Origin of the sequence: Rhodanobacter sp. Root480, assembly GCF_001426645.1 — a bacterium.
Taxonomy (GTDB): domain Bacteria; phylum Pseudomonadota; class Gammaproteobacteria; order Xanthomonadales; family Rhodanobacteraceae; genus Rhodanobacter; species Rhodanobacter ginsenosidimutans.
Genome location: NZ_LMEX01000001.1, coordinates 532,849 through 550,212, shown reverse-complemented (window position 1 = coordinate 550,212; position 17,364 = coordinate 532,849). Strand labels below are relative to the sequence as shown.

Annotated in this window: 15 protein-coding genes and 4 tRNA genes; 8 read left to right on the top strand and 11 right to left on the bottom strand. The window is 64.0% G+C overall.

Annotated elements, in window-relative coordinates; genetic code table 11:
• The first annotated feature begins 203 nt into the window (after window positions 1-203).
• Entirely contained in the window at window positions 204-2,282 is a 2,079-nt protein-coding gene (locus ASD22_RS02705) for a 3-hydroxyacyl-CoA dehydrogenase NAD-binding domain-containing protein (protein WP_056078566.1), read from the top strand.
• A gap of 41 nt (window positions 2,283-2,323) precedes the next feature.
• Here ASD22_RS02705 and ASD22_RS02700 read toward each other — a convergent pair whose 3' ends face one another.
• The 5 genes from ASD22_RS02700 to ASD22_RS02680 all read right to left on the bottom strand — a co-directional run bounded on the left by ASD22_RS02700 (window position 2,324) and on the right by ASD22_RS02680 (window position 7,300).
• A complete protein-coding gene (locus ASD22_RS02700; protein WP_056078563.1) occupies window positions 2,324-2,887 on the bottom strand; it encodes a DUF2058 family protein in 564 nt (187 codons plus the stop codon).
• Window positions 2,888-2,908: 21 nt separating this feature from the next.
• The gene (locus ASD22_RS02695) at window positions 2,909-3,127 is read right to left on the bottom strand and encodes a SlyX family protein (protein ID WP_056078561.1); all 219 of its coding nucleotides are present in this window, start codon (window positions 3,125-3,127) and stop codon (window positions 2,909-2,911) included.
• A complete protein-coding gene (locus ASD22_RS02690) occupies window positions 3,124-4,467 on the bottom strand; it encodes a UDP-glucose/GDP-mannose dehydrogenase family protein (RefSeq protein WP_056078558.1) in 1,344 nt (447 codons plus the stop codon). The genes ASD22_RS02695 and ASD22_RS02690 overlap by 4 nt, the downstream gene beginning before the upstream one ends.
• 144 nt (window positions 4,468-4,611) lie before the next feature.
• The gene (locus ASD22_RS02685) at window positions 4,612-5,364 is read right to left on the bottom strand and encodes an FKBP-type peptidyl-prolyl cis-trans isomerase (RefSeq protein ID WP_056078556.1); all 753 of its coding nucleotides are present in this window, start codon (window positions 5,362-5,364) and stop codon (window positions 4,612-4,614) included.
• A 181-nt stretch (window positions 5,365-5,545) separates the two neighbouring features.
• Window positions 5,546-7,300: a cation:proton antiporter gene (locus tag ASD22_RS02680; protein ID WP_056078553.1), complete on the bottom strand. Its 1,755-nt coding sequence runs from the start codon at window positions 7,298-7,300 to the stop codon at window positions 5,546-5,548.
• Window positions 7,301-7,478: 178 nt separating this feature from the next.
• Between ASD22_RS02680 and ASD22_RS02675 the strand changes: the two genes are divergently transcribed.
• The 3 genes from ASD22_RS02675 (at window position 7,479) to ASD22_RS02665 (ending at window position 7,761) form a co-directional block, all read left to right on the top strand.
• Window positions 7,479-7,554, top strand: a tRNA-Ala gene (locus ASD22_RS02675).
• A 9-nt stretch (window positions 7,555-7,563) separates the two neighbouring features.
• Window positions 7,564-7,639: transfer RNA gene (locus ASD22_RS02670), tRNA-Glu, on the top strand.
• 45 nt (window positions 7,640-7,684) lie between these two features.
• A tRNA-Asp gene (locus ASD22_RS02665) sits at window positions 7,685-7,761 on the top strand.
• Between the two features lie 71 nt (window positions 7,762-7,832).
• On the opposite strand, the gene ASD22_RS02660 is transcribed toward ASD22_RS02665, so the two are convergent.
• On the bottom strand, window positions 7,833-8,309 hold the full coding sequence (locus ASD22_RS02660; protein ID WP_056078550.1) for a DUF1249 domain-containing protein: 477 nt from the start codon (window positions 8,307-8,309) through the stop codon (window positions 7,833-7,835).
• Between the two features lie 37 nt (window positions 8,310-8,346).
• A complete protein-coding gene (locus tag ASD22_RS02655) occupies window positions 8,347-9,162 on the bottom strand; it encodes a pyruvate, water dikinase regulatory protein (protein ID WP_056078546.1) in 816 nt (271 codons plus the stop codon).
• Between the two features lie 226 nt (window positions 9,163-9,388).
• Here ASD22_RS02655 and ppsA point away from each other — a divergent pair, with 226 nt between their 5' ends.
• Window positions 9,389-11,761: a phosphoenolpyruvate synthase gene (ppsA, locus tag ASD22_RS02650; protein ID WP_056078543.1), complete on the top strand. Its 2,373-nt coding sequence runs from the start codon at window positions 9,389-9,391 to the stop codon at window positions 11,759-11,761.
• 511 nt (window positions 11,762-12,272) lie between these two features.
• Here ppsA and ASD22_RS02645 read toward each other — a convergent pair.
• Window positions 12,273-12,363: transfer RNA gene (locus tag ASD22_RS02645), tRNA-Ser, on the bottom strand.
• A gap of 111 nt (window positions 12,364-12,474) precedes the next feature.
• Here ASD22_RS02645 and ASD22_RS02640 point away from each other — a divergent pair.
• On the top strand, window positions 12,475-13,176 hold the full coding sequence (locus ASD22_RS02640; protein ID WP_056078540.1) for a protein phosphatase 2C domain-containing protein: 702 nt from the start codon (window positions 12,475-12,477) through the stop codon (window positions 13,174-13,176).
• On the opposite strand, the gene dnaQ is transcribed toward ASD22_RS02640, so the two are convergent.
• The 3 genes from dnaQ to ASD22_RS02625 are packed head-to-tail and all read right to left on the bottom strand — an operon-like array spanning window position 13,169 to window position 15,061.
• Window positions 13,169-13,912, bottom strand: a complete 744-nt coding sequence (gene dnaQ, locus ASD22_RS02635) for a DNA polymerase III subunit epsilon (RefSeq protein ID WP_056078537.1) — start codon at window positions 13,910-13,912, stop codon at window positions 13,169-13,171. The two genes, ASD22_RS02640 and dnaQ, sit on opposite strands and share 8 nt — an antisense overlap.
• Window positions 13,909-14,352, bottom strand: a complete 444-nt coding sequence (gene rnhA / locus ASD22_RS02630; protein WP_056080836.1) for a ribonuclease HI — start codon at window positions 14,350-14,352, stop codon at window positions 13,909-13,911. Before rnhA ends, dnaQ begins: the two co-directional genes overlap by 4 nt.
• 22 nt (window positions 14,353-14,374) lie before the next feature.
• The gene (locus ASD22_RS02625; protein WP_235577481.1) at window positions 14,375-15,061 is read right to left on the bottom strand and encodes a class I SAM-dependent methyltransferase; all 687 of its coding nucleotides are present in this window, start codon (window positions 15,059-15,061) and stop codon (window positions 14,375-14,377) included.
• Window positions 15,062-15,263: 202 nt separating this feature from the next.
• On the opposite strand from ASD22_RS02625, the gene gloB reads away from it, so the two are divergent.
• On the top strand, window positions 15,264-16,028 hold the full coding sequence (gene gloB / locus ASD22_RS02620) for a hydroxyacylglutathione hydrolase (protein WP_056080834.1): 765 nt from the start codon (window positions 15,264-15,266) through the stop codon (window positions 16,026-16,028).
• On the top strand, window positions 16,025-17,215 hold the full coding sequence (locus tag ASD22_RS02615; protein ID WP_235577480.1) for a transglycosylase SLT domain-containing protein: 1,191 nt from the start codon (window positions 16,025-16,027) through the stop codon (window positions 17,213-17,215). The genes gloB and ASD22_RS02615 overlap by 4 nt, the downstream gene beginning before the upstream one ends.
• Window positions 17,216-17,364 lie beyond the last annotated feature (149 nt).

Here is a 17,364-nt window from a genome sequence, read left to right as displayed (position 1 = left end):
GCGCGCGCCATCGCCCAGCCACCGCACGCACTTTTTTGGATCCGTGCCGACGACAGCCGCCGCCAAAAAATTAACGTTTGACCGATCCCGCGTTCGCCCTCGCCCCTTCGTCCGGCGATGCCCGAATCGACGGGGGATGAGTCTCGCATTCACGGCGATGGAACGGTAAGGTTCGACATTCCCAAACCACGTCTGCAGATCCCATGTTCGAAGGATTACGCTTCAATCATTGGAAAGCCAACGAGGACGACAGCGGCATCGTCACCCTCGCCCTCGACCGCGCCGGCAGCAGCGTCAACGCCATTTCGGGTGCCGTGCTGGACGAGCTGGGGCAGATCGTCGAACGGCTGGCGATCGAGAACCCGGCCGGGGTGATCATTCATTCCGCCAAGCCCGCCGGCTTCGCCGTCGGTGCGGACATTACCGAGTTCAAGGATTACGCCCGGCGCGGCACGGTGCTGGAGAACATCGAGAACGGCCAGCGGATCTATGAAGCGCTGGCGCGCCTGCCCTGCCCCACGGTGGCGGCCGTGCACGGCGCCTGCATGGGCGGCGGCACCGAACTGATTCTGGCCTGCCGCCAGCGCATCGCCGTCGACGACGAGAAAACCCGCATCGCGCTGCCCGAAGTGCAACTCGGCATCCATCCCGGCTGGGGCGGCACCGCGCGCTTGCCGCGGCTGATCGGCGCGACCGACGCCTTGCCGCTGATGCTGACAGGCAAACCCTTGTCCGCCCGACGCGCCCTGAACCTGGGCGTGGTCGATCGCCTGGCCAGTGCCGACGAATTGCTGGCCGAGGCGCGTCACATGGTGCGTCGCCCCTCCGCTCGCCCGCTGGCACGACGCGCCAAGGCCTGGGCCAGCAACCTATGGCCCGTGCGCCAGATCCTGGCGCCGATGGTGCTGAAGCAGACGGCCGCGAAAGTGCGCAAGGAGCACTACCCCGCGCCGTTCGCCTTGATCGATGTATGGAAGCGCGGTGGGCCGGATATCCGCCAACGGCTGAAGCTGGAGGCACGTTCCGTCGCCAAGCTGGCCGAAACGCCGACGGCGCAAAACCTCATCCGCATCTTTTTCCTCAGCGAACGCCTCAAGAACCAGGGCGCCGGCGTCGAGCACGGCATTGAGCACGTGCACGTGGTGGGCGCGGGCGTGATGGGTGGCGACATCGCCGCGTGGGCGGCGTTGAAGGGCTTCCAGGTGACGCTGCAGGATCGCGAGATGAAATACGTGCAGCCTGCGCTGGACCGCGCCCGTGCGTTGTACGAGAAAAAGCTCAAGACGCCGGAGAAAATCGCCGCGGCCGCGCAGCGCCTGCGCGCCGACGTGGAAGGCAGCGGCGTCGCGCAAGCCGATCTGGCGATCGAGGCCATCTACGAGAACGCCGACGCCAAACGTGCGTTGTACGCCACGATGGAGCCGCAGTTCCAAAGCGATGAAATACTTGCCAGCAACACGTCCAGCCTTCCGTTGAATGAGCTGCGTGAAGGGCTGACCGCGCCGCAGCGTTTCCTGGGCCTGCATTTCTTCAACCCGGTCGCGCAGATGCCACTGGTGGAAGTGGTGCGTCACGACCGGCTCGATCCGGCGATCGAGAAGCGCGCGCTGGCGTTTTGCAAGGCGATCGGCAAATTGCCGGTGGCGGTAAAGGGCACGCCGGGCTTCCTGGTCAACCGCATCCTGATGCCGTACCTGCTCGAATCCATGCGCATGTATGCCGAGGGCGTACCCGGCCCGGTGCTGGATCGCGAGGCGAAGAAATTCGGCATGCCAATGGGCCCGATCGAACTGGCCGACACTGTAGGGCTCGATGTCTGCGCCTCGGTCGGCAAGGAGTTGGCGCCGTTCCTCGGGCTGGAACTTCCGCCCGGGCTGGATGACCGGCTCGGCGCCGGCAAGCGCGGAAAGAAGGATGGCCAGGGCCTGTATGTCTGGCAGGACGGCAAGCCGCAAAAACCCGAAGTCGACCCGGATTACGCCACCCCGCCGGACCTGCAGGAGCGCATGATCCTGCCGATGGTGAACGAGGCGATCGCCTGCCTCGACGAGGGTGTGGTCGACGACGCCGACCTGCTCGACGCGGGCGTGATCTTCGGCACCGGCTTCGCGCCGTTCCGCGGCGGCCCGATCCAGTATGCGCGCAGCGAAGGCGTGGACAAGCTCAAGCAGAAGCTGGAGCAATTGGCGCAACGCCACGGCGAACGTTTCATGCCCAAGAAAGGCTGGGACAACCCGGCCCTGGCGGTCAGTGCCAGCGCGGCACTCATGCCCGACGCATAGACTGGATTACCGGCGCGGCGCGCCGGTTGTTCCAGGCCGCTTCACCACATCAGATCGTCGGGCACGCCATCGTCGCCGACACCTGCCGCAGCGGGATCGACCAGCAGCGCCAGTTGCCTCGCGTCTACCGCCTTGACCTGCTCGGCGATGTCGCGGCTTACCAGCACGTAGCGACCACCCTGCTGCACCACGCCCAGCTCGCCCGCATTGAGCGCCGTCAGCTGCGCCGCATCGACGTAGATGCGGCGGATCTTGCCGCCATATTCGAAATTGCGTGGTTGGTCGGCATCCGCCTTGTTGAGCGCGTTCCCCGCCAGCAACTGCTGGACCTTCTGCTTCTGCTCGCGCCGCAGACGCGCCTGTTCCGCTGCCTCCTGCTCGGCACGTTTGCGCTCGCTGGCTTCGGTCTGCGCCCGCATCGCATACGCACGCGCCAGATTGATGCCGTCGGCATCGGTATCGGCGGCAGGTGAGCGGTGGCGTGGCGGCTTCGACGGCCTGCCTTTCTGCGCCGGCCTGGCGGATGGGGCAGCGGGGCGTTTTTCTTCGCGTACTTGTTTGACAATGCCGCTTTTCAGCAACTGGTCGCGCAGGGAATCGGCCATGGTCGGAAATCTCGATCGGTATCAATAATGCGGCGGTGGCGGCTCGCTATGCGGGTCCGGCGCCTGGCCCAGCCGTACCGACATCAACTCGCCGCGCAGCTCGCGCACCGCACGTTCCAGCGCCGCAATGCGCTGCGACTGATCAGCATCAGCCACCGCAAGCGCCTCGACGGTGTCGTCGATGAAGGTCAGCCGCACTTCCAGCTCGGCCAGCCGCTGCTCCAGCCCGTCGTTGCTCACTTCGCCACCTGCAGGCTGCGCCCGCGACCCATGCCGTAATACGCCAGCCCCGCCGCCTCCACCGCCGCCGGTTCATAGAGGTTGCGCCCGTCAAAAATGGCCGGGGTTTTCAGCAGGCCACGGATACGCGAAAAATCAGGGCTGCGGAAAGCCTTCCATTCGGTGACGATGGCCAGTACGTCGGCGCCTTGCAGCGCATCGTAGGCGTGCTCGCACAGGACCAGGTCGTCCCTCTCGCCGTACTGGCGAGCCGTTTCAGCCCGTGCTTCCGGATCAAACGCACGCACCTTGGCACCGACTTGCCACAACGCTTCCATCAGTCGCCGGCTCGGCGCTTCGCGCATGTCGTCCGTATTGGGTTTGAATGCCAAACCCCACAGCGCGATCGTCTTGCCCGCCAACTGGCCATCGAAGTGGCGCGAGATCAACTCGAATAGCTTGGCCTTCTGATCGTGGTTGACCGCCTCGACCGCCGCCAGCAGGCGTGCGTTGTAGCCATAGCTGCGCGAGGTCCGCTCCAGCGCCTGCACGTCCTTGGGGAAACACGAGCCACCGTAACCGGCGCCCGGGTAAATGAAATGGTGACCGATGCGCGGATCGGAGCCGATGCCCTGACGCACGAGTTCCACGTCGGCACCGACCCGCTCGGCAATATTGGCGATCTCATTCATGAAACTGATCTTGGTCGCCAGCATCGCGTTGGCGGCGTACTTGGTCAGCTCGGCCGAACGCTCGTCCATCACTACCATCCGGTCGTGACTGCGGTTGAACGGCGCGTACAAGCTGCGCAACACCGTCACTGCGCGCTCGCTTGAAGCGCCGACGATGATGCGGTCGGGTTTCAGGCAATCCTCCACCGCAGCCCCTTCCTTCAGGAACTCGGGGTTGGAAACCACGTCGAAAGGCACCTCGACGCCACGCGATTCCAATACCTGCGAAATGGTGGCGCGCACCCGGTCGGCGGTACCCACGGGAACGGTGGATTTGTTCACCACTACTGCGTACCGGTCGAGATGCGCCCCGATGGTGCGGGCGACGCTCAGCACATACTGAAGGTCGGCGCTGCCGTCCTCGTCCGGCGGCGTCCCCACCGCAATGAAAATGACTTCGCCATGGGCCACGGCGGACACCGCATCGGTGGTAAAGCCAAGCCGCCCCTCGGCGCCATTGGACCGCACGATGGGCTCCAGGCCCGGCTCGTAGATGGGAACTTCACCGCGCTGAAGGCGCTCGATTTTCGATGCGTCGATGTCGACGCATATCACTTGGTTGCCCATTTCCGCGAGGCAGGCGCCCGTTACCAGGCCTACATAGCCGGTGCCAAAAATCGTGACTTTCATCGCAAAGTTAATTCCTTGAAACCGAGCCGACTATTCTAGCCGGCTGCCGACGGCAACGTGACCCTTGTTGCCTCTCGAGAAAAGCAAAGGGCGCGAATCGCTTCGCGCCCTTGCCATGCCGCCATCGCGGGACTTGGGAGGCGATCAGCCGCCCGAGGCACCCGAACCGGCCGGCGTCGGGCCGGTCTTGACCAGCGTCACGTCGAAGATCAACGTGGCATTCGGCGGCATCGGCGGACGCGGCTCCGAGCCATAGGCCAGGGTCGAGGGGATGTACAACTTGTAATGGCCACCCGCCTGCATCAACTGCAGGCCCTCGCGGAAACCGGGGATCACGCCAGCCAGCGGAATCTTGGCGGCGCCCGGCGGGTTGTGCTTGGAAGAGGCATCGAACACCTGGCCGTCAATGAAGCTGCCGGTGTAGTTGATCTCGACCGTATCGTTCGCGCCCGGGCGCGGGCCGCTACCCTGGGTGATCACTTCGTACTGCAGGCCGGAAGCCGTGGTCTTCACACCCGGCTTGGACTTGTTCTTGGCCAGGAACGCGGCGCCTTCAGCCTTGTTCTTGGCACCGAGCTTGTCCATTTCGACCTTGTACTTGGCCTGGATCTTGGCCATGAACGCGTCGTGAACCTGCTTGGCCTCGGTGTCGGTCATGGTCGGCTTCTGGCCGAGCATGGCAGCCTTGACGGCGTTGGCAACGGCGGTCGGATCCAGCTCGTCGCGCATGATCGGCGGCACCTGCTCGCCCATCTGGTAGCCAATCACGTAGCTGGCTTTGGCCTTGTCGACCGTGCCGGCGGCGCCGGTGGCAGCCTGAGCGAACACGCTCGACGTCATGCCCAACGCAACGACCAGCGCAGTGGCGGTCAGCGTGGGACGCAGAAATTGCTTCATTCGAAACTCCCTCGTCATGGAATATGCCGGCGTCACCATCCGGGCCTCCCCGATGGAGGCAGGCCACGCATTGTGCGGTTCCTGTCCGGTCTTGGCAACGATGCAAACGTCCGACCTTCGGCAACGGTAAAGGTTCATTCGGCATGACACCGATTTCACATGCCGCCGACCGCCACCACGGTCAGGGTGTGTGTTCCGGCTTGTCGAGCGTGTCCTTCAGCGCCGCCTGCAGGCGCGCGTGCATTTGCACCAGGTTGCGCCACATCACCACCGCCAGCACCACACCCAGCAGAGCCAGGGACAGCGCCACTCCACGCGGCGGCAGGATGGTCGAACCCAACGCACTGACCAGCACCCCCAGCGCCAGCAAAGTCACCAGCGGAATGATCCGCGCCAGCACGTTGCGCATCGGCTGAGTATAGGCTCCAGTAAAGCGCTCGCTGATGCCGATTTCCGCCAGCAGCATGCCCAGCGCCTCGGCCTTGCGGTACACCGCGATCAGCATCGGCAGCGATAGGAACAATGCCGTCGCCCAAATCAGTGTGTGGCGCAATTCGCGCCCGATTCCGACCATCGAGAACCACGTCCAGTTATGCGCATTGACGTAGGCACCCAGCATGAAAAGCGTGACCACCAGCAGCACGTTGATGCCGATATGCCACAACAACCGGCGAAAGATCGCCGCCAGCGCCGCGTTCTCATTGACCGGCTTCAGGTTGGCCAGCCAGCCGCTGTAACTGGTGGCGAGCAACCGCGCCGAGCGTGGCGTTATCCCGGTCAGTCCGTTGGCGAGTTTGTCGGCCGAACGGTTCAGATAGGGCGAGACCGCCATGCACACCACCGACACCGCCACGGCGATCGGATAGATGAAGTCGCTGATCACGCCCAGCGACAAACCCAACGTGGCGATCACAAAGGAGAACTCGCCGATCTGCGCCATCCCCAGGCCGGCGCGCAGCGAGGTACGCGCATCGTGACCGACGGCGAAAATGCCCACGCTGCAGGCCAGCGTCTTGCCCAGGATCACCGCGCCGGCGATCAACAGCGCGGGCACGACGTAATGCAGCAACATCGCCGGGTCGATCTTCAGACCGATGGCCACGAAGAACAGCGCCGCGAACATGTCGCGCAACGGCTCGACCAGATGCATCACGCGGGCGACGCTGCGCGATTCCGCCACGATGGCACCCGCCAGAAACGCGCCCAGGGCCACGCTGAAACCCATCCACGCCGCCAGCAGGCTGGCACCGAAACAGATGCCCAGCACGCTGACCAGCAAGGTTTCGTCACGACCGAAACCGGCCACGTAATCCACCAGCCGCGGCAGCAACAGCAGCCCCAGGATCATGCCCACGATCACGAACAGGCCAAGGTGGCCAATCAGCGTAAACGCCGCTTCCGCCTGCACCGAGCCACCGATGGCTACGGCCGTCAGCAGGGTCAGCATGATGATCGCCAGCATGTCCTCTGCCACCAGCAAGCCCACCACCAACTGCGCAAACGGGTGGTGCCGCTGCCCACCCTCGGAAAGCATGCGGGTGGCCACCATCGTCGATGACAACGAGATGATTGCGCCCAGGAACAGCGAGTCCATGCCCTTCCAGCCAAACAACTCACCGATGCCGAAGCCGATCCACAGCATCAACCCGACCTCGGCCACCGCGACCACCAGCACGCCCACGCCCACCTGGCGCAACTTGCGCACGCTGAACTCCAGCCCCAGGGTGAACATCAGCAACACGACACCGAGGTTGGAAATGTCTTCGATCGCTCGCGGGTCCGCCACCAGCACACCCGGGGTATGCGGGCCGATCAGCACGCCGGCGAGGATGTAGCCCAGCAATACAGGCTGCCGCAGACGCTGGAACAGGATCGTGGTGGCACCGGCCACGATCATCACCATGGCCAGGTCGCGGATGAAACCGATTTCGTGCATGCCTTCTCTTCAACGCCGCGGGATTTCCCAGCTTAAACGAACACCCGCTCACTATTCGTTCGCGAAAGCACAAGCCGGAGGACCGAGTTGCCGGATGCAGTTCGCAGGGCTACGTCGATGTGAAAAAAATGCTTGACGGATATGACACTCGGACCTATTCTTCCGGGCTTCCAGCGGCGGGGCCATAGCTCAGCTGGGAGAGCGCCTGCATGGCATGCAGGAGGTCGGCGGTTCGATCCCGCCTGGCTCCACCAACTTGAATTGTCCCCATCGTCTAGAGGCCTAGGACACCACCCTTTCACGGTGGCGACCGGGGTTCGAATCCCCGTGGGGACGCCAAGTTGGCTCGCAACGCTGGAACGTACACGCTGTAAAACAAAATGTGGAGCGGTAGTTCAGTTGGTTAGAATGCTGGCCTGTCACGCCGGAGGTCGCGGGTTCGAGTCCCGTCCGCTCCGCCACTACACAACGGAAAACCCGCCTTGCGCGGGTTTTTTGTTGCGCGCGATTCGTGTGTGCGACCGTTTCGCACTCAGCCGATCGTATCCGCCGGATCGCGCTCCAGCGTACCGGTCGAATGCCCCTGCTCCGCCAGGTATTCCAGCCAGCGCGACAGGAAGCCGTTCATGCGCAGGCGATGCTGGAACACCGTATGCGCCGGAGCGAACGGACCCAGCACTTGCCACAGGTGTCGCCCGGGATGGCAATGCATCGCTTCGGCCACGTGCGCGTCGGTATACATGCGCAGCTGCGCCGATGGCGAACGCTGGCCGGTATGGGCGTCGACGAAATCGTAGGTGAGCTCCAGCTCCAGCGTGTACGGATGGCACTCCTGCACATGGAGATGCACGTTCAAGCCGTCATCCACGTTGGACAGGTAGCGGCCGGGCTCAAGTTGCTGCGGCGCGAACAGCCGCGTCAGCCGATGGTAATTTTCCGCATAAAGCCCCATCAGGAAGCCAAAGCGCCCCGGCAACAAGTTGGTTCGGCTGTCCAGTACGGCACTCATCGTTGTCACGAAACTCCTGCGTTCAAAACCCTTGCGTTCAAAACATGGTCCGCTCGATACCGAAGCGGGAAAAGATCTTGCTGGCGATTTCCTCGATCGACACGTGCGTGGTGTTGAGGCTGGGGATACCGGCCTGGCGCATCAGCCGGGCCGCCTGGTCCAGCTCCCAGCGGCATTGCTTCAAAGTCGCATATTTGCTGCCCGGACTGCGCTGCTCGCGGATCTGCGCCAACCGCGCCGGCTCGATCGTGAGGCCGAACAGCCGCGACTTGTAAGGACGCAGCAGCGCCGGCAATTCCAGCCGGTCCAGATCCTCCTCGGTCAACGGATAGTTGGCGGCACTGACACCATAGTGCAAGGCCATGTAGAGGCAGGTGGGCGTCTTGCCGGAACGCGACACGCCAATCAGGACCAGATCCGCGTCGGCATAGTTCACGTCGATGCCGTCATCGTGCGACAGCGCATAGTTGGTCGCGTTGATGCGCGCCTCGTATTTGCCGTAGTCCACCATGCCGTGCGCGCGGTTGACCGCGCCGGAGCGCTTGGCGCCCAGCTCGTCCTCCAGCGGCCCGATGAACGGCGCAAACACATCCATCATCAACGCCCCGCTGGCCGCGACGATGTCGCACAAGGCCGGCTCGGCCATCGTGTTGATCACGATCGGTCGCTGCCCGCTCTGCGCGTAATGGGTCTTGATCCGCACGGCGGCGGCCTCGGCCTTTTGCGCGTCATCCACGAACGACAGGCGATGCTTGTCGAACGTGACGCCCTCGAATTGGGTCAGGATGCTGTTGCCGATCGTCTCCGCGGTAATACCAGTGGAGTCGGATATGAAGAAAACCGTGCGTTGCATGCCTGCTCCCGGTTGGTCATGACCGCTATTACGACGCCATAAGTTGCGAGTAAATCATTGTACTTACTGCATCAAGGCTGACTGGTATGCAGTTGGAGTGGGGATCAACGGCAATGGTCTTCTTGTGCTGCACACGACCGGCAGCGGACAATACCACTCCTTTGCCGACCGTTCTGGTCAGTTTGCACCCTTCCCGTTGTCACACGAAAGCCTTCAGGAGATCCCCTTGAACGATCTGGTGCTTTGGCTCGATGCGCTGCGCATGACCGACCTTGGCAAGGTAGGCGGCAAGAATGCCTCACTTGGCGAAATGATCGGCAACCTGTCCCGATTGGGCGTGTCGGTGCCGGGCGGTTTCGCCACCACCGCCGAGGCCTTCCAGCAGTATCTGGAGAAAAGCGGCCTGGCGAAACGAATTCAGGATCGACTGACCTCGCTGGATGTCGATGACGTCGACGCGCTGGTGGTTGCCGGCAAGGAAATCCGCCAATGGATCGTGGACACCGCCCTGCCCGCCGAACTCGAGCAGGCAATCCGCGACGCGTACGCCACGCTGTGCAAGGACGCCGGCGCCAGCGACATCGCCGTGGCGGTACGTTCATCGGCCACCGCAGAGGATCTTCCGGACGCCTCGTTCGCCGGCCAGCAGGAAACCTTCCTCAACGTGGCCGGCATCAACGACGTACTGCACACGGTGAAGGAAGTCTTCGCCTCGCTGTACAACGATCGCGCCATCGCCTATCGCGTGCACCAGGGTTTCAAGCACGAGGAGGTGTTCCTCTCCGCTGGCGTGCAGTTGATGGTGCGTTCGGACGTGGGTGCGTCCGGGGTGTTGTTTACGCTGGACACTGAGTCGGGCTTCCGCGACGTGGTGTTTGTCACCGGCAGTTATGGCCTTGGCGAAATGGTCGTGCAGGGCGCGGTGAATCCGGACGAGTTCTACGTCTTCAAGCCGACGTTGAACGCCGGCAAGCCGGCCATCCTGCGCCGCAACCTCGGCGCCAAGCAATTGCGCATGGTCTATTCCGATGCGGCCGACGAACGTGTGCGCACGGAAGACACGCCTGCCGAACTGCGCAACCGGTTCTGCATCAGCGACGAGGACGTGCAGGAGCTGGCGCGGCAGGCGCTGATCATCGAGAAACACTATGACCGCCCGATGGACATCGAATGGGCGAAGGACGGTCACACCGGCAAGATCTACATCGTGCAGGCGCGCCCGGAAACCGTGAAATCACGCTCGCACGCCACCCAGCTCGAGCGCTTCCACCTGAGCGCAAAAGGCAAGGTCCTGGCCGAGGGCCGATCGATCGGCCAGAAGATCGGTGCCGGCAAGGCCCGCGTTGTGCGTTCGCTGTCCGACATGAACAAGGTGCAGCCCGGCGACGTGCTGATCGCCGACATGACCGATCCCGACTGGGAGCCGGTGATGAAGCGCGCCTCGGCCATCGTCACCAACCGCGGCGGCCGCACCTGCCATGCGGCGATCATCGCCCGCGAGCTGGGCGTGCCGGCCGTTGTCGGCACCGGCAACGCGCTGGAGCTGATCCCCGACGGTACCGACGTCACCGTGTCCTGCGCCGAAGGCGACACCGGCACGATCTACGAGGGCATCCTGAAGTTCGAACGCATCACCGCGGATCTGGGCGACATGCCCGAGGCCCCGCTGAAGATCATGATGAACGTGGCCAACCCCGAGCGCGCCTTCGATTTCGGCATGCTGCCCAACGCGGGCATCGGCCTGGCCCGCCTGGAAATGATCATCGCCAGTCACATCGGCGTGCATCCGAAGGCACTGCTGGAATATGCCAAGCAGGACGTCGAGACGAAGGCCAAGATCGACGAGCGCATCGCCGGTTATGCCGGTCCGGTCGAATTCTATGTCGACCGCTTGGCCGAAGGCATCGCCACCATCGCCGCCTCGGTCCATCCCAAGCCAGTGATCGTGCGGTTGTCCGATTTCAAGTCGAACGAATATGCGGGGCTGATCGGCGGCACGCGCTATGAGCCGCACGAAGAGAACCCGATGATCGGCTTTCGCGGCGCCAGCCGCTACGTCGATCCCAGCTTCGCCGACGCTTTCGCGCTGGAGTGCAAAGCCGTAAAGCACGTGCGCGAAGCGATGGGCCTGGACAATGTGTGGGTGATGATCCCGTTCGTGCGTACGTTGGGTGAGGGCCGCAAGGTGATCGAGGTGCTGAAGCGCAATGGATTGGTCCAGGGCGAGCACGGCCTGAAGGTCATCATGATGTGCGAAGTGCCTTCCAACGCGCTGCTCGCCGATGAATTCCTCGACATCTTCGATGGCTTCTCGATCGGCTCCAACGACCTCACCCAGCTCACCCTTGGCCTCGACCGCGATTCCAGCATCGTCGCCAGCCTGTTCGACGAGCGCGATCCGGCGGTAAAGAAACTGCTGGCGATGGCGATCAAGACCGCCCGCGCCAAGGGCAAGTACATCGGCATCTGCGGCCAGGGACCCAGTGATCACCCGGATCTCGCCGAGTGGCTGATGGAACAGGGGATCGAATCGCTGTCGCTGAACCCGGATACGGTGGTGGATACCTGGTTGCGGCTGGCGAAGAAGAAGGCGGGTTGAGTCTAGCCTTAGGCCTAGAAATCCGTTCGTCCTGAGCGTAGCGCAGCGGAGTCGAAGGACGTGCGTGGCTGGCGGAGAGGAGGGATTGTTTGGCCCATCCATGGGCCAAACCCCTCCGCGCTTCGCGCTGCGGGGCCAGCCTTCGGCTGTCCAAATTCGTTCCAGACAAATTCGTCGACTGCGTAGGCAGGACGCCAGAGCGAACATCGGCGCAGCCGATGGCCCGAAGGGTGAGGCCCAGGATGGGCCGAATAACCGGGAGGGTTCGTCCACACCTCCCTCTCCGCCAGAAACGCAAAAGGCCCCAGGTAGTGCGCAGCGCGGTTTGCATGACGTCCGCGGGGATTGTTCGACCCATCCATGGGTCGAACCCTTCCGCGCTGTGCGCTCCAGGGCCAGCCTGCGGCTGTCCAAATTCGCTCCTGGCGAATTTGTCGAACCGGGAGGGTTCGTCCACACCTCCCTCTCCGCCAGAAACGCAAAAGGCCCCGTTCGGGGCCTTTTGCGTTTCTGGCGGAGAGGGAGGGATTCGAACCCTCGGTAGGCTATTCACCTACGCCTGATTTCGAGTCAGGTACATTCGACCACTCTGCCACCTCTCCAGTGGGGCGCATGGTGGCTCATGCGAGCCGGGAATCATACGCGAGCCCATCTGTCGTGACAACACACCGCGCTTGCGGCATGCTGCGACGGCTCGCCCCCATTGAACGGCCATGATCGAATTCGGACACGCTACCCACGTCGGCCTGCGCCGCACGCGCAACGAGGACACGTATTACGCCGACGCCTCGTCGGGCCTGTTTCTGGTAGCCGATGGCATGGGTGGGCACCAGCACGGTGAGGTGGCTTCGGCGTTGGTGCGCGATGCCGTGGTCGACCTGGTCACGCGCGGGCATGGGCTCATCGAAGCCGTGCAAGGTGCCGGCGAACGATTGCTGGCGCTTACGCGTGGCAATGGCGATCGACTCCCCATGGGCACCACCATTGCCGCGTTGCGGATCATCGGCGACAACTACGAAGTTGCCTGGGTGGGCGACAGCCGCATCTATCTATGGCAACAGGGTTTGCGCCAGATCAGCCATGACCACTCGCTGGTACAGGCGCTGGTGGAAGCGGGCCAACTGGATCCCGCGCAGGCCTCGCAACATCCGCAGCGCAATGTGTTGACCCAGGCGCTGGGTGTGACGGCGGCGGATCAGCTGCACATCGGCATGAATCGCGGCACCGCCCTTCCCGGCATGGGCTTTCTGCTGTGCAGCGACGGGCTCACCGAGGATGTCACCGACGCGGCCATCGGCCGGCTGGTGGCGCGCACGGACCTGGCCGCGCAGGAATGCGTCGATCAACTGCTGCTTGGCGCGCTGGACGGCGGTGGCAGCGACAACATCACCGCGATCCTCGCACGCATCAGTTGATGCCTTGCTCGACGGTTTCGGCCTGCGGCGACGCAAGCCGGCGCCACAGGCTGCCGTCGGCTGCACTCTTGTCCAGTGCGGCAAGCCGGTTCTGGTGCGCTTCCACTTCCTCCGCTGAGGCACGGAGCACGCGCGGTCGCTCCTGCAGTGACAATGGCACGGCCACCGTTGTGCTGCGCGTATCGGCTTCGTCCTCGAAACCCAGATCGAACGCGACCTGACCCGAGGTCATGGCCAGATAGACGTCGGCCAGCAACTGCGCGTCGATCAGGCCACCGTGCAGATCGCGACGCGAGTTGTCCACGCCCAGCCGTTTGCACAAGGCATCGAGGTTGTTGCGTTGGCCGGGAAAGAGCTCCCGCGCCATCTTCAGTGTATCGAGCACGGCGCAGTGGTCGCCTACCCGCCCGGCCTGCTCGCCCAGGCGCGCCAGTTCCGCATCGAGAAAGCCGATATCGAAACTGGCGTTGTGGATGACCAGTTCGGCGCCATCGATAAACGCCAGGAATTCCTCGGCCACGTCCTCGAAGTGCGGCTTGTCCAGCAAGAACGCGTCTTCGATGCCGGTGACCATGCGCGCACCTTCATCAATGGCGCGGTCCGGGTTGAGGTAAGTCTGGTAATAACGGCCGGTGAGCCGGCGCTCGACCATCTCCACACAGGCAATTTCCACCAGCCGGTGGCCCTGGCGCACTTCCAAGCCGGTGGTTTCGGTATCGAGAACGACCTGCCTCATACGCTTACCCGCAGCAACTCGGCCTGCTCGCGCGCCGCCTGATCCACCCGTTCATTCTCGACGTGGCCGTTATGCCCACGTACCCACTTCCAGCGCACCTGGTGCGATGCCGCGGCCGCCGACAGGCGCTGCCACAGATCCTGGTTCTTCACCGGCTTCTTGTCCGCAGTGCGCCAGCCATTGGCCACCCACTTCGGCATCCACTGCTCGATGCCCTGCATCACGTAGCGCGAATCGGTGGTGAGCACGACCTGACAGGGGCGCTTCAGTGCCTCCAGCGCGCCGATCGCCGCCATCAGCTCCATGCGGTTGTTGGTGGTGGCCGGATCGCCGCCGGCAATCATGCGTTCGCTGCCTTTCGCCCTCAACAGTGCCGCCCATCCACCGGGGCCTGGATTGCCCAGGCAGGCGCCGTCCGTAAATGCTTCCACTTCGCTCATCATGGCTCGCTATGAATTGAAATCACGAAACCGCACTGCGTCGCGTGCCGGGTGAAAGCCTTCCACTGGCAACGTGCAGTCGGGTTGGGGCGGGGAGTATGCGCAATGGCGTCGCCCTGCGACACCTTTTCCGCGCCATCATCACGTAGCCACCGCCGCAGGGGTTGAACGATGCCGCATGCCCGGCCGCGTCACTGGGCCACGGCCCACCCACCCGCCGCGTCCATTCGATTTCCAGCCCGTGGCGTTCAAGCCGCCTGCCGAGTTGGCCCGGAAACCGCAGTATCCGCGTGCCACCGGATCGCCAATAGAACCAGGGCGCCCAGCCGCTCACGGGATGCACCCCGGTCACCACCAGCACGCCGCCCGGTGCCAGTACGCGCATGGCTTCGCCCAGCAGGATCGAGGGTTCAGCCACGACCTCAAGGGCATGGCGCAGCAACACCACATCGAAGGCTTCATCCAGAAAGGGCAACGGTGCGTCGATCGCGGCGCACACATCGCCGCGATAACCGCCCGCGGCGATCCACATACGGGTCCAGCCGCCGATCATCGGCAATGAGGGAACCGCGACATCGCCGGAAGCGCCCAGCGACAACGCACACGCGCCGGCACTGCGCTGGATATCCGGCAACATCGCGCGCGTCTGCTCATCGGCCAGCTGCCGCAAAGGCGCGCTGCTGTAGATCCGGTGATCGCGATGAAGCATGCGTACGTCCTGACTCATCTATCCGGGAAGTGTAGCTGCTGCCGACCATGCCGGCGGCGGAGGCCGTGGGCGCAACTGAACGGCAGAAACCGTTTAACACAAGGCTAACGAGATGCCGGCGCCGCCCCCTTATAGTCGGGCGTTTCCCGCCTCGGAAGGCTGCACGTCGGTTTCCGGATCACCCAACGCTGTGGAGTTCATCGTGCACCTGATCCCCCTACCGGCGCTTTCCGACAACTACATCTGGCTTCTGCATGACGACGCAGGCGACGCCATCGTGGTGGATCCGGGTGAGGCACAGGTGGTCGAAGACGCGCTGGTCGCGAACGGTCTGCAGTTGCGCGCGATCCTGCTGACGCATCATCACCTGGACCACATCGGCGGTGCCGCGGCGTTGGCATCGCAACATGACGTGCCCGTCTACGCCCCCGACGACGGGCGCATCACCGCGACCACGCATCCCGTCGCGGACGGCCAGCGCATTGAGCTCGCGGCGCCCCGTATCGGATTCGACACCATCGCCATTCCCGGCCACACCTTGAGCCACGTCGCCTACGTCGGCGCGGGCATCGTGTTCTGTGGCGACACCTTGTTCAGTCTCGGATGCGGCCGCCTGTTCGAGGGCACGCCCGCGCAAATGCTGGCATCCCTGGACCACTTGTCGACGCTGCCGGAAGACACCCTGGTTTGTTGCGGCCACGAATACACCCAGGGCAACGGACGTTTCGCGCATACGGTTGAACCGGCCAATGCCGCCCTCACGGCCCGATGCCAGGAAGTGGACCAGTTACGGGCGCAGGGGTTGCCCACCGTGCCGGTCTCGCTTGCCAGCGAGCTGGCCACCAATCCCTTCCTGCGGGTGGATAGCGACGACGTATCGAGCTGGTGCGAACACCATGACGGCCGCGACGACCGCGTTGCCCGCTTCGCCGCGTTGCGCCACGCCAAGAACACGTTCGCCGCATGAGTCGGCGGCTACTACCGCTCACGCTGACGCTGGTGCTGACAGCCTGCGCCACCGACCCTTCGCAGAAGACCCGTCACCCGGTGGTCACCACGCCGGTTGCCACCGATGGCAGCCGCCTGCTCCCGCCATCGGAAACCGCGCCACAAGCGCCGATCGATGTATGGCAACAACTGCGCAGCCGTTTCGAGATGGCCGATTGCGCGGCCGATCCGACGATCACCGCCTGGGCCCGTACCTACACGCGCCATCCGAAGCAGTTCGAAAGCCAATTGAGCGCGGTACTGCCACGCCTGATCTATGTGCAACAGGTCGCCGACCAGTACGACGTCGCCGGAGAGTTCGTGCTGCTGCCGTGGGTGGAGAGTCATTTCCAGCCCGTGCCGGGGCGGCACCGGAATCGGGCTGCCGGCATGTGGCAGATCATGCCGGCCACGGCGGGCGCCATGGGCCTGCGCGTGGACGACAACTACGACGGACGCCTGGACGTACCCGCGGCGACGCACGCGGTCATGAAAGAATTGCAGCGATACCACCGGCGATTCGACGATTGGCGGCTCGCCGATTATGCGTTCAACGCGGGCGAATTCGCGGTGCGCAAGCTGGTGAAGAAACACGGCGCACCCACCGAACTGCCAGCCATACCCGAGCTGCCGGTTCGTCGCGGGACTCGTGAACACCTCTCCAAACTGCTGGCCATTGCCTGCGTCGTGCGTGAACCGGCGCGATTCGGCGTGACCCTGCCGGCGCTGCCGCCCGAACGGCAGCTGGTCAAGGTGCCGGTCGATCAATCCTTGTCGATCACGGACGCGGCCAGCCACGCGGGGATGTCGGTCGATCGCTTCAAGCACCTCAACGCGGCATTCCGCAGCGACAGCATCGATGCCCAGGCGGCGTCCTACCTGGTGTTGCCTGCGAAGCACGTACGACAGTTTCGCACCGCACTGGTCAACGAGGCCTCCACCGCAGACGCGAATCGTGAACCAGCCGCATCGCTTTCGCCGGGTAGCGCAAGCACCAGCCAGCCATCGGCCGCGTCACCGCGCCACCACACCGTCCGTCCCGGCGACAGCCTCTGGGGCATTGCCCGCCACTATTCGGTCAGCGTCGACCAACTGCAGAGCTGGAACCACCTGCGCGGACAGTCAATCAAGCCCGGCCTGGTGCTGAAAGTGGGCAGCGCCCACTGAGTGGACGATCCGCAGCGTGGCTGGCCGAACGCGCAAGCCACCTCGACGGCGACCGGTACGCTCGCCAATAAACGACACCACGAAAAAGGCGGCCCATGGCCGCCTTTTCTTTTTCAACTTTGTCCACTGCCCGCCTGGCCTCGCGGCAA

What these genes read in the sequence shown, in the direction of transcription:
- ASD22_RS02615 (WP_235577480.1), top strand. Translation starts at nt 16,025, where the DNA reads ATGAGTCGGCGGCTACTACCGCTCACGCTGACGCTGGTGCTGACAGCC.
- ASD22_RS02685 (WP_056078556.1), bottom strand. Translation starts at nt 5,364, where the DNA reads ATGAAGCAATTTCTGCGTCCCACGCTGACCGCCACTGCGCTGGTCGTT.
- ASD22_RS02690 (WP_056078558.1), bottom strand. Translation starts at nt 4,467, where the DNA reads ATGAAAGTCACGATTTTTGGCACCGGCTATGTAGGCCTGGTAACGGGC.
- ASD22_RS02705 (WP_056078566.1), top strand. Translation starts at nt 204, where the DNA reads ATGTTCGAAGGATTACGCTTCAATCATTGGAAAGCCAACGAGGACGAC.
- ASD22_RS02660 (WP_056078550.1), bottom strand. Translation starts at nt 8,309, where the DNA reads ATGAGTGCCGTACTGGACAGCCGAACCAACTTGTTGCCGGGGCGCTTT.
- ASD22_RS02680 (WP_056078553.1), bottom strand. Translation starts at nt 7,300, where the DNA reads ATGCACGAAATCGGTTTCATCCGCGACCTGGCCATGGTGATGATCGTG.
- rnhA (WP_056080836.1), bottom strand. Translation starts at nt 14,352, where the DNA reads ATGAGCGAAGTGGAAGCATTTACGGACGGCGCCTGCCTGGGCAATCCA.
- ASD22_RS02640 (WP_056078540.1), top strand. Translation starts at nt 12,475, where the DNA reads ATGATCGAATTCGGACACGCTACCCACGTCGGCCTGCGCCGCACGCGC.
- dnaQ (WP_056078537.1), bottom strand. Translation starts at nt 13,912, where the DNA reads ATGAGGCAGGTCGTTCTCGATACCGAAACCACCGGCTTGGAAGTGCGC.
- ASD22_RS02655 (WP_056078546.1), bottom strand. Translation starts at nt 9,162, where the DNA reads ATGCAACGCACGGTTTTCTTCATATCCGACTCCACTGGTATTACCGCG.
- ASD22_RS02700 (WP_056078563.1), bottom strand. Translation starts at nt 2,887, where the DNA reads ATGGCCGATTCCCTGCGCGACCAGTTGCTGAAAAGCGGCATTGTCAAA.
- ASD22_RS02625 (WP_235577481.1), bottom strand. Translation starts at nt 15,061, where the DNA reads ATGCTTCATCGCGATCACCGGATCTACAGCAGCGCGCCTTTGCGGCAG.